The sequence below is a fragment of the Noviherbaspirillum sp. genome, assembly GCF_036846085.1.
GTDB lineage: Bacteria > Pseudomonadota > Gammaproteobacteria > Burkholderiales > Burkholderiaceae_D > Noviherbaspirillum.
In genome coordinates this window covers 1-10,481 of sequence record NZ_DAIUCO010000191.1, presented here as the reverse complement: position 1 = coordinate 10,481, position 10,481 = coordinate 1, and the positions used below count along the sequence as shown (strand labels likewise).

Sequence of the window (10,481 nt, the reverse complement as noted above, 5' to 3'; positions counted from 1 at the left end):
GCACTGCTTACTTGAAAGCCATCTTGTAAGGCTCCTTCCCCCTTATAGGGGGAAGGTTGGGATGGGGCGGCCCGCGCAGGGGTGTGAAGGTCGATCGACTGCATACGCTGATTCAACCTCACTACCTCCACCCTAGCCCTCCCCCTGAGAGGGGGAGGGAACCGTCTGGTGATCAAAATATGTGCTCCTCCGAGTTATCGCCTTTGTCAAATCAGATCCTATCCAACATACAAGTAAGTACCTTGAAACACGTTAAGCCAATCACTACCACCCCATGCTAGACCTCATCCTCCGCAACTGCACCCTCCCCGACGGCCGGACCGCCATCGACATCGGCATCCAGAACGGCCGCATCGCCGCCGTGCAACCGGCGCTGCAGGCCGCCGCAGCCGACACCATCGACGCCGCCGGCATGCTGGCCACGCCGCCCTTCGTCGACGCCCACTTCCACATGGACTCTGCCTTGTCCTACGGCCTCCCCCGCGTCAACAAGTCGGGGACGCTGCTGGAAGGCATCACGCTGTGGGGCGAGCTCAAGCCCTTGCTGATGCAAGAGGCCCTCGTCGAGCGGGCAATGGCCTATTGCGACTGGGCGGTCGCCAAGGGACTGCTGGCGATCCGTTCGCATGTCGATGTGTGCGACCCGCGCCTGCTTGCGGTGGACGCGCTTCTGCACGTACGCGAAAAGGTCAGGCCGTATCTCGACCTGCAACTGGTAGCCTTCCCGCAGGACGGCGTGTTGCGTTCGCCCGGCGCGCTGGACAATCTGCGCCGCGCGCTCGACAAGGGCGTCGATGTCGTCGGCGGCATCCCGCATTTCGAACGGACGATGGCCGATGGCGCCGAATCGGTGCGTATCCTGTGCGAACTGGCGGCCGAGTACGGACTGCGGGTGGACATGCATTGCGACGAATCCGACGATCCGCTGTCGCGGCATATCGAGACCCTTGCGTATCACACGCACCGTCTCGGCATGGCGGGCCGCGTGGCCGGTTCACACCTGACGTCGATGCATTCGATGGACAACTATTACGTGTCCAAGCTGTTGCCGCTCATCCGCGAAGCCGGTGTGGCCGCGATCGCCAACCCGCTCATCAACATCACCCTGCAGGGCCGGCACGACACCTATCCGAAACGGCGCGGCATGACTCGCGTTCCCGAATTGCTGGACGCCGGCGTGGCGGTCGCCTTCGGTCACGACTGCGTGCTTGATCCCTGGTATCCGATGGGCAGCGCCGACATGCTGGAAGTCGCCCACATGGGGATGCACGTGGCGCAGATGACCGGGCAGGACGGCATCCGCGCCTGCTTCGATGCGGTGACCGCGACACCGGCCCGTATCCTCGGGCTCGAAGGCTACGGTATCGACGTGGACTGCAAGGCCGACCTCGTGGTGCTGCAGGCACGCGATCCGGTTGAAGCGATCCGCCTGCGCGCCACGCGCCTGCTCGTGCTGCGTGGTGGCCGGGTGATCGCGCGCGCACCGGCGGCGACTGCCTCGCTCGCGCTGGCAGGCCGTCCGTCGGAAGTGAACTGGATGATGCAACGATCGAATTGACCGGGTTGCACTCTCCCCTCGGCCGATCGTTGCCTAGCCCGCCGGCTTGCGAAGGTCCCGATAGAACTTGAGCCTGTCGTACTCCCGGTAGCCGAGGCGCTCGTACACCGGCGCGCCGAACGGGCTGGCCTGCAAGGTGACCACGGATGCGCCGTCGGAAAACGCACGGTTCGTCACGAACGCGGTGCAGAGCGTCGCCAGGCCCATGCGCTGCGCGGCGTTCGCCGTTCCCACCCAGTAGACGCCTGCGGCATCCTGGCTTTTGATGGCGAGCGCGGTGGCGAGCGGCTGCTCATCCCGGTAGGCGACGCAACCGATGACGCCGGGTGAAAGAAGCTGCGCGGCATTGAAGAAATACTTTGCTGTTTCCGCCGCGGGCAGTTCCAGCGCCTCATACGCTTCCGCATTGATCGCCGCCGCGTCCTGCACATGGCGCAGTTCGCTGAACGGCACGATGCGGAGTTCTCCAGGGACGGCCGGCATGGCGACCGGGCTGGTCACCAGCATGCACGGAGAATCGGAGCGCTGGGTGAACCCGTCCGTTTTCAACAGGTCCTCCAGGTCGCGGTCGCGGCTGCCGCGCGAAAAAACGGTGAAGCTGCGTCCACGCCTGCCGAAGAAATCCCTTGCGCGCTCGATCACCTCTGCGGCAGGAACGCGCGGATCGGAACGCGCGACGCAGTTCTTGTACGCGCCGGGAAACTCGGTCTGACCGGCCATCAGGATGATGCCGCCGCCATCGGCCAATTCGCATGGCTGCTGCCAGCGCGCATGCTCCCGGATGCTTTGCAGCACATTGCCATCGGCAAGGTCTGTGGCGTCTACTGTCATTTCCGCTCTCCTCGATGTAGGTTCGCGCCGCGTGAGCGCATTGCTTATCCAACACCGATTCTAAGGCATTGATACCAAACATCGCCGATTGCCTGCGATTGCCCGCATATGCCATATCGCGGTATCGAAAACCGCCGTGTGCGATGTTGAACATGTGTTCATATAAGGCGGTAAGATGACGACCGCAATCACAAACAATCAGAGGAGACTGCATGTATCAATACCGTATTCGCCCGCTCCAGGGACTTTGCCTGATCGCCGCTGCGGCATCATTTACAACCGCCTGCACGACGACCCCGACCTCCACGTCCGCGCCTTCCGCTGCGGCACCGGCTACGACCGCGTCGGCGACTGCTGCCCGCAACGATTACGCCCGGGACGGCAACTGGCTTTGCCGTCCCGGCCGCACCGATGCCTGCGCGGTCGATCTCACCGCGGCACTGCTGACGGCCGGCACGGAATCGGGCAGGGAGGCATGGAAGTCCAATCCCGATGCACCGGTCGACTGCTTCTATGTCTATCCCACCATCTCGAACGACCCGACGCCCAATAGCGACATGACCGCCGGCCCGGAAGAAAAGCGCACCGTGCAGCAGCAGTTCGCGCGCTTCGGTTCGGAGTGCCGCCTGTATGCGCCGATGTACCGCCAGGTCACGCTGGCCGGCCTGCGCAACGCCATGGGCGGGCAGCCGAGCGGCATCGATCCGAAAATGGCTTACGGCGATGTGGTCGATGCATGGAACCATTACCTGAAAAACGACAACAAGGGACGCGGCGTCGTGCTGGTGGGGCATTCGCAGGGCGCACGCATGCTCGGCGACCTGGTCAAGAATGAAATCGAAGGCAAGCCGGCCCAGAAGCAGATGATCTCGGCGCTGCTCATCGGCTACAACGTCCCGGTCCCGAAAGGCAAGGACACCGGCGGACAGTTCCGCCAGATTCCGTTGTGCCGTTCGGCCGCGCAGACCGGTTGCGTGGTGTCCTATGTCACCTTCCGCGATTCCTCGCCGCCGCCGGCCAACAGCCGCTTCGGCCGCCTGCCGGATGGCGCAAACGTCGCAGCCTGCACCAACCCGGCGGCGCTGGCCGGCGGACGCGCTGCGCTGCGCTCCTACCTGCCGGCGAAAAGCAATCTGCTCGGGCAGCCATTGGCGGGCAGCCGCTGGGGTGCGGTCACGCAAAACGTGACGACGCAATTCGTCGCCACCTTCGACATCGTCACTGCCGAATGCGTCGAACGTGACAATGCGTCCTACCTGTCCGTCACCGTGCAGCCGGCCTACGCGGCGAAGAACATCGACATTCCGGGCGACCTGGTGGTCAGCAACCGGCTGCTGACCGACTGGGGCCTGCACCTGGTGGATGTGGATATCGCACAGGGCAACCTGATCGACCTCGTGTACCAGCAATCGCAGGCCTATCTCAAGACCGCGCGATAGGATTGCATGTCGAATCCACCGGGCCGGTCCGCGGCAATCGCCGGCCGGCCCGGCTTCTTTCCGGCATCCGTCTTTGCCTAAATCCTTCCTGCTAGCGCACTCTCGCAGTGCACTTCCCCAATGCGGTGCTCCACCGCGATGCATGCGGAGGAAAGAATCCATCAAATAGCGCGTATTGCCCCGGCAAACCGTTGATCCATGCATGGCATGGCGATTGCTAAAGCTCATGTAAAGCAATCTTGCTTTGCAAATGATGGAGTCCAACGCCGGGCTCCATGGACAATGGTGTCCTGTGGACCGGAGCGGCAGCGAAACGCCTGCATGCCGGTGCACGCGAAAGAGGTTTGCCCATGCAGAACAAATCATTCCAGCCTGCCCTGCTCGTTCGTCATTGCTTAGTGACGGCTTCTTCCTGTTCCCCGACTGTTTGCCTGCGTGCCGCCCATCGCGTGCATGCCCAATGCATCCCGTCTGCGCGCTGAACAGGACCTGATTACCAATCTGCTGTTGCGAAGTTCGCCGCGGTTGTTGCCGGCCTGAGGATCGCATCCAAGGCCGTGCCGCTCCGGCGCGTGGATGCGCTCGCCCTGAGGCCAGCGCAGCGCCATCCGCTTCGTCAACAAGCATGCGGCGAAACAGCGCTGCTGATTTCACCGGACATTTCCGCATAGGGAGAAAAATATGAAACTGCTCGTTATCGGCCACGGCATGGTGGGCCACAAATTCCTCGAAAGCCTGTATGAATCCGGCATCCACGACGCGGAAGTGACCGTCCTGTGCGAAGAGCCGCGCCCCGCCTATGACCGCGTGCACCTGTCCGAATTCTTCTCCGGTAAATCGGCGGCCGACCTGTCCCTCGTATCGCCGGGATTCTTCGACCGCGATAATCTGCTGCTCAAACTGAACACTCGCGCCACCGCCATCGACCGCATCAACAAGACCGTCACGGTCAACACCGGCGACGTGCTGTGCTACGACAAGCTGATCATCGCGACGGGCTCTTATCCCTTCGTGCCGCCCGTGCCGGGCAAGGACCGCAAGGACTGTTTCGTCTACCGCACCATCGAAGACCTGGAAGCCATGCTGGAATGCGGCAGCCGTGCGAATACAGGTGTTGTCATCGGTGGCGGGCTGCTGGGCCTGGAATGCGCGAAGGCGCTGCGCGACATGAGCCTGCAGACCCACGTCGTCGAATTCTCGCCGCGCCTGATGGCGGTGCAGGTGGACGATGCGGGCGGCCGCATGCTGCGCCGGAAAATCGAAGAGCTGGGCGTCAGCGTCCATACCGGAAAAAACACCGTCGAGATCATCGACGGCGAACAGGCCCGACACCGCATGGTCTTCGCCGACGGCACCCATCTCGAAACAGACATGATCGTGTTTTCCGCCGGCATCCGTCCGCGGGACGAACTCGCCCGCCAGGCCAGGCTCGCACTCGGTCCGCGCGGCGGCATCGCCGTCGACAACCACTGCCTGAGCGCCGATCCGGACATCTATGCGATCGGCGAGTGCGCGGCCTGGAATGGCCAGGTCTATGGCCTCGTCGCACCGGGATACGAAATGGCGCGCGTGGTTGCAAAACACATTGCCGGCGAGGCTGCCGGATTTGCCGGCGCCGACATGAGCACCAAGCTCAAGCTGATGGGCGTCGACGTGGCCAGTATCGGCGACGCCATGGGCAGCACCGCCGGCAGCCGCGCCTACCAGTTCACCGACGAACGCAAGCAGGTGTACAAGAAGATCGTCGTCTCCGAATGCGGCAAGCACCTGCTGGGCGCGGTCCTGATCGGTGACGCGGCCGAATACGGCACTTTGCTGCAGATGATGCTCAACCGGATCGAACTGCCGAAGGAACCGGAATTCCTCATCTTGCCGCAAGGCGACGGCAAGGCGAAACCCGGTCTCGGCGTCGACGCCCTTCCCGCCGCCGCGCAGATCTGCTCCTGCAACAACGTGTCGAAGGGCCAGTTGTGCGAAGCGGTCGCCGGCGGCGTGACGACCATCGGCGACCTCAAGGCCTGCACCAAGGCGGGTACTGCCTGCGGCGGCTGCGTGCCGCTCGTCACGCAGGTGATGAAGGCCGAGATGAAAAAGCAGGGCCTGGCTGTGAACAACCACCTGTGCGAGCACTTCGCCTACTCGCGCCAGGAGCTGTACCACCTCATCCGCGCCGGCGAGATCAAGACCTTCGATGCACTGATCGGTGCCCACGGAAAGGGCCTCGGCTGCGATATCTGCAAGCCGGTCGCCGCCAACATCTTCGCCTCCTGCTGGAACGACTTCGTGCTGCGCAAGGACCACGCCGGCCTGCAGGATTCCAACGACTATTTCCTCGGCAACATCCAGAAGGACGGCACCTATTCGGTCGTGCCGCGCATGCCGGGCGGTGAAGTAACGCCGGACGGACTGATCGCCGTCGGCCAGGTGGCAAAGAAATACGGCCTGTACACCAAGATCACCGGCGGCCAGCGGGTCGACCTGTTCGGGGCGCGCCTGGAGCAATTGCCGGAAATCTGGGAACAGCTGATCGCCGCCGGCTTCGAATCCGGCCATGCCTACGGGAAGTCGCTGCGCACGGTGAAATCGTGCGTGGGATCGACCTGGTGCCGTTACGGCGTCGATGACAGCGTCGGCCTCGCCATCGAACTGGAGAACCGTTACAAAGGCCTGCGCGCGCCGCACAAGATCAAGTTCGGCGTCTCCGGCTGCACCCGCGAATGCGCGGAAGCACAGGGCAAGGATGTCGGCGTCATCGCCACCGACAAGGGCTGGAACCTGTACGTCTGCGGCAACGGTGGCATGAAGCCGCGCCATGCCGAGCTGCTGGCATCGGATCTGTCCAGGCAGGACCTGATCCGCTACATCGACCGCTTCCTGATGTTCTACATCCGCACCGCCGACCGCCTGCAGCGCACCAGCGTCTGGCGCGACAACCTCGAAGGCGGCCTCGACTACCTAAAGGACGTCGTCATCGGCGACAAGCTCGGCCTCGCGGCGGAACTCGAAAGCGCGATGCAGCACGTGGTCGACACCTACGCCTGCGAATGGAAAAACGCCGTCACCGATCCGGAGACACGCAAGCGTTTCCGCCAGTTCGTCAACAGCGACCAGCGCGACCCGCACGTCGTCTTCGTCGAGGAGCGCGGGCAGATCCGCCCCGCCACGCCGGAAGAACGCAAAGTCATTCCCATCATCGCCAAAGCAGCCTAAGGACCGCACATCATGCAACTCGACAACCCGACCATTACCTGGAACCCCGTCTGCTCGCTGGACGACATCCTGCCCAACACCGGCATCTGCGCGCTGGTGAACGACAAGCCTGTTGCCGTATTTCACGTCAAGGGCAAGGAAGAAAAGCTGTTCGCCATCGACAACTACGATCCGAATGCCAACGCCAGCGTCCTTTCGCGCGGCCTGATCGGCAGCCTCGGCCAGCGCGTCGTCGTGGCTTCGCCGATCTACAAGCATCACTTCTGCCTGGAAAGCGGCGAGTGCCTCGAAGCGCCGCACAACTCGGTGAATGCGTATCCGGTGCGTGTCGAAGACCGCATGGTCCTCATCGCCGCCTAACCATTCATCCCGATCTCCATTCACAAGGAACCATCATGGCCTATCTCGCGCCTTCCGAATTCGTCACCAAGATGATCGATGCCGGCGAATCAAAGCTGTTCATGTCCACCCGGGATGCACTGATCCGCGCCTACATGGCCGGCGCCATCCTCGCGCTCGCCGCCGTGTTCGCGGTCACCATCACCGTCCAGACCGGCTCGCCGATCTTCGGCGCCATCCTGTTCCCGGTCGGCTTCTGCATGCTGTACCTGCTGGGCTTCGACCTGCTGACCGGCGTCTTCGTCCTCACGCCGCTGGCACTGATCGACAAGCGCCCCGGCGTGACCCTCAGCGGCATCCTCCGTCACTGGGGCGTGGTCTTCATCGGCAACTTCCTCGGCGCGGTCACCGTCGCGGTGCTCATGGCGATCGTGTTTACCAACGGCTTCTCGACGCCGCCCAACAAGGTCGGTGAAGCGATCGGCGTGATCGGCCACGCACGCACGGTGGGCTATGCGGAATTCGGCGCCGCCGGCATGCTGACCTTGTTCGTGCGCGGTGTGCTGTGCAACTGGATGGTGTCCACCGGCGTGGTGGGCGCGATGATCTCGACCACGGTCAGCGGCAAGGTGATCGCGATGTGGATGCCGATCATGCTTTTCTTTGCCATGGCTTTCGAACATTCGGTCGTCAACATGTTCCTGTTCCCGTCCGGCCTGCTCATGGGCGGCAACTTCTCGTTCATGGATTACCTGATCTGGAACGAGATTCCCACGGTGCTGGGCAATCTCGTCGGCGGCCTCGCGTTTACCGGCCTGACACTGTATGCAACGCATGTGAAAACAGGCCCGAAGCGCTCGTTCAAATAATCGGTTTCACGACGAAAAGCCCCAGCCCGGTCACGGCCTGGGGCTTTTGTTCGAACTTGTTTTATAAGTACAGGGTTGCCGTCCCCGTGCAGACGGGGACCCAGAGATGCGCCACCGTCCTCCCTGACATAGCCCGGAGTAAGTTTCCAACACAATGACCAGCCAACTCCGCATCGCCGTAGGCCAGTACTCCGACAAGGGCCGCAAGGACATCAACCAGGATTTCCATGGCGTAGCGATCCCGAAGGAACCGCAGCTCAGTACCAAGGGCATTGCCATCGCCATTGCCGACGGCATCAGCAGCAGCGACGTCAGCCAGGTTGCCAGCCAGTCCGCAGTCACCAGCTTTCTCGACGACTACTACTGCACCTCGGACGCCTGGTCGGTGAAGACCTCGGTGGAGCGGGTGCTGATGGCCACCAATTCCTGGCTGTATTCGCAGACCCGGCACAGCCAGTACCGCTACGACAAGGATCGCGGTTATGTCTGCACCTTCAGCGGCATGGTCATCAAGTCGGCAACGGCGCATCTGTTCCACGTCGGCGATGCGCGCATCTACCAGCTGCGCGGCAAGTCGCTCGAGCAACTGACCAGCGACCATCGCGTCTCGGTGTCGCGCGAGCAGAGCTACCTCAGCCGTGCGCTCGGCATCGATTCGCACCTGGAGATCGATTACCGGAACCTGCCGCTGGAACAAGGCGACATCTTCCTGCTGGCAACGGACGGCGTGTATGAGTACACCGATGCGAACGTCATCGTTGCCGCAATCGATCGCCATCCTGACGACCTCGATGCGGCGGCGCGGCTGATCGTCGGGGAAGCCTGCCGGCAGGGCAGCACCGACAATCTCACCCTCCAGATCGTCCGGGTCGATGCTTTGCCCGATCCGCAGGCCAATGAAATCTACCGGCAGCTTTCGGATCTGCCGTTCCCACCTCTGCTGGAAGCACGGGCATTGTTCGACGGTTACCGGATCGTCAGGGAGGTGCATGCCAGCAGCCGCAGCCATGTGTATCTGGCGGTGGACAATGAATCCGGCGACCAGGTCATTCTCAAGACACCCTCGGTTGATCTGCGCGGCGATGCCGGCTATCTGGAACGCTTCCTGATGGAGGAATGGATCGCCCGCCGTATCAATAGTCCATATGTGCTGAAGCCCTGCGCGCAGACGCGGCGGCGGAACTTTCTTTATGTCGCCATGGAATATATCGAAGGGCGCACCCTGTCCCAATGGATGATCGACAACCCGAAGCCGAAACTGGAAACCGTGCGCGGCATCGTCGAGCAGATCGCCAAGGGGCTGCGGGCGTTTCATCGCCTCGATATGCTGCACCAGGACCTGCGACCGGAAAACATCCTGATCGACGCGACCGGCACGGTGAAGATCATCGATTTCGGGTCCACGCGGGTGGCCGGCCTGACGGAAATGACCGGCCGCGCCGGGGACGACGCCATTCTCGGTACCCCGCAGTACACCGCGCCGGAATATTTTTTGGGAGAGAGCGGCACATCGCGGTCGGACATGTTTTCGCTCGGCGTCATCGCCTACCAGATGCTGGCCGGGCGACTGCCCTACGGCACCGAGGTTGCGAAGGCACGCACGCAGCTGGCGCAGAGGAATTTGGTTTACCACTCGCTGCTGGATGACCGCACCATTCCCGCCTGGGTCGATGAAGCGATCCGGAAGGCGACTCACCCGAATCCGGAAAAACGCTATGACGACCTGTTTGAATTCGTGTTCGATCTGTACCATCCGAACAAGAAGTTTGTCAGCAAGGCGCGGCCGCCGCTGATTGAGCGCAATCCGGTTGTTTTCTGGAAGGGGGTGTCGTTGATTTTGATGTTGGTGATTGTGGTGTTGGTGGGGGTTGGTTCGGCGCTTCGGTAACACCGTTTTGCATCAGCTTGCTAATGCTACTACGTCGCAAACTAGTATTGAAGCGCTCCTTCCCCCTCGTAGGGATGAAGCCGGGGTTTCGCAATGCAGGCATTGCGCCGGCTGAATCGGAGCCGCCTATGAGCGGCGACGTGGAAAGGTTGTAAGCGAACTAACTCCTTCCCCCTCGTAGGGGGAAGGTTGGGATGGGGGTGTGAAGGTCAAGCCACCTTATGCAGTTGTTCAAGCTCAGTAACCACGTGTCTTCGGTAATGCAACTCTGCCTGCTCTCCGAAGAACCTAGGGCAACGCTGAACAAGTAAACGAGATTGCTTATCGAGCGTTATAGATGCTATCGA

Annotated in this window: 7 protein-coding genes; 6 read left to right on the top strand and 1 reads right to left on the bottom strand. The window is 62.2% G+C overall.

The genetic code is table 11. The features are described 5' to 3' along the window. The first annotated feature begins 274 nt into the window (after positions 1–274). Positions 275–1,558, top strand: coding sequence for an amidohydrolase family protein (locus tag V7080_RS18915; protein ID WP_334189948.1), 1,284 nt, complete (start codon positions 275–277; stop codon positions 1,556–1,558). Between the two features lie 33 nt (positions 1,559–1,591). Here V7080_RS18915 and V7080_RS18910 read toward each other — a convergent pair whose 3' ends face one another. Beyond that, positions 1,592–2,389, bottom strand: coding sequence for a GNAT family N-acetyltransferase (locus tag V7080_RS18910; protein ID WP_334189947.1), 798 nt, complete (start codon positions 2,387–2,389; stop codon positions 1,592–1,594). A 212-nt stretch (positions 2,390–2,601) separates the two neighbouring features. On the opposite strand from V7080_RS18910, the gene V7080_RS18905 reads away from it, so the two are divergent. From V7080_RS18905 to V7080_RS18885, 5 genes are all read left to right on the top strand, one after another. Next, entirely contained in the window at positions 2,602–3,828 is a 1,227-nt protein-coding gene (locus V7080_RS18905; protein ID WP_334189946.1) for a DUF3089 domain-containing protein, read from the top strand. Between the two features lie 681 nt (positions 3,829–4,509). Next, complete coding sequence (gene nirB, locus V7080_RS18900; RefSeq protein WP_334189945.1) at positions 4,510–7,038, top strand: nitrite reductase large subunit NirB; 2,529 nt, start codon at positions 4,510–4,512, stop codon at positions 7,036–7,038. Between the two features lie 12 nt (positions 7,039–7,050). Further along, a complete protein-coding gene (gene nirD / locus V7080_RS18895; RefSeq protein WP_334189944.1) occupies positions 7,051–7,398 on the top strand; it encodes a nitrite reductase small subunit NirD in 348 nt (115 codons plus the stop codon). Positions 7,399–7,433: 35 nt separating this feature from the next. Further along, a complete protein-coding gene (locus V7080_RS18890; protein ID WP_334189943.1) occupies positions 7,434–8,246 on the top strand; it encodes a formate/nitrite transporter family protein in 813 nt (270 codons plus the stop codon). 154 nt (positions 8,247–8,400) lie between these two features. Further along, complete coding sequence (locus V7080_RS18885; RefSeq protein WP_334189942.1) at positions 8,401–10,134, top strand: bifunctional protein-serine/threonine kinase/phosphatase; 1,734 nt, start codon at positions 8,401–8,403, stop codon at positions 10,132–10,134. Positions 10,135–10,481: the final 347 nt, after the last annotated feature.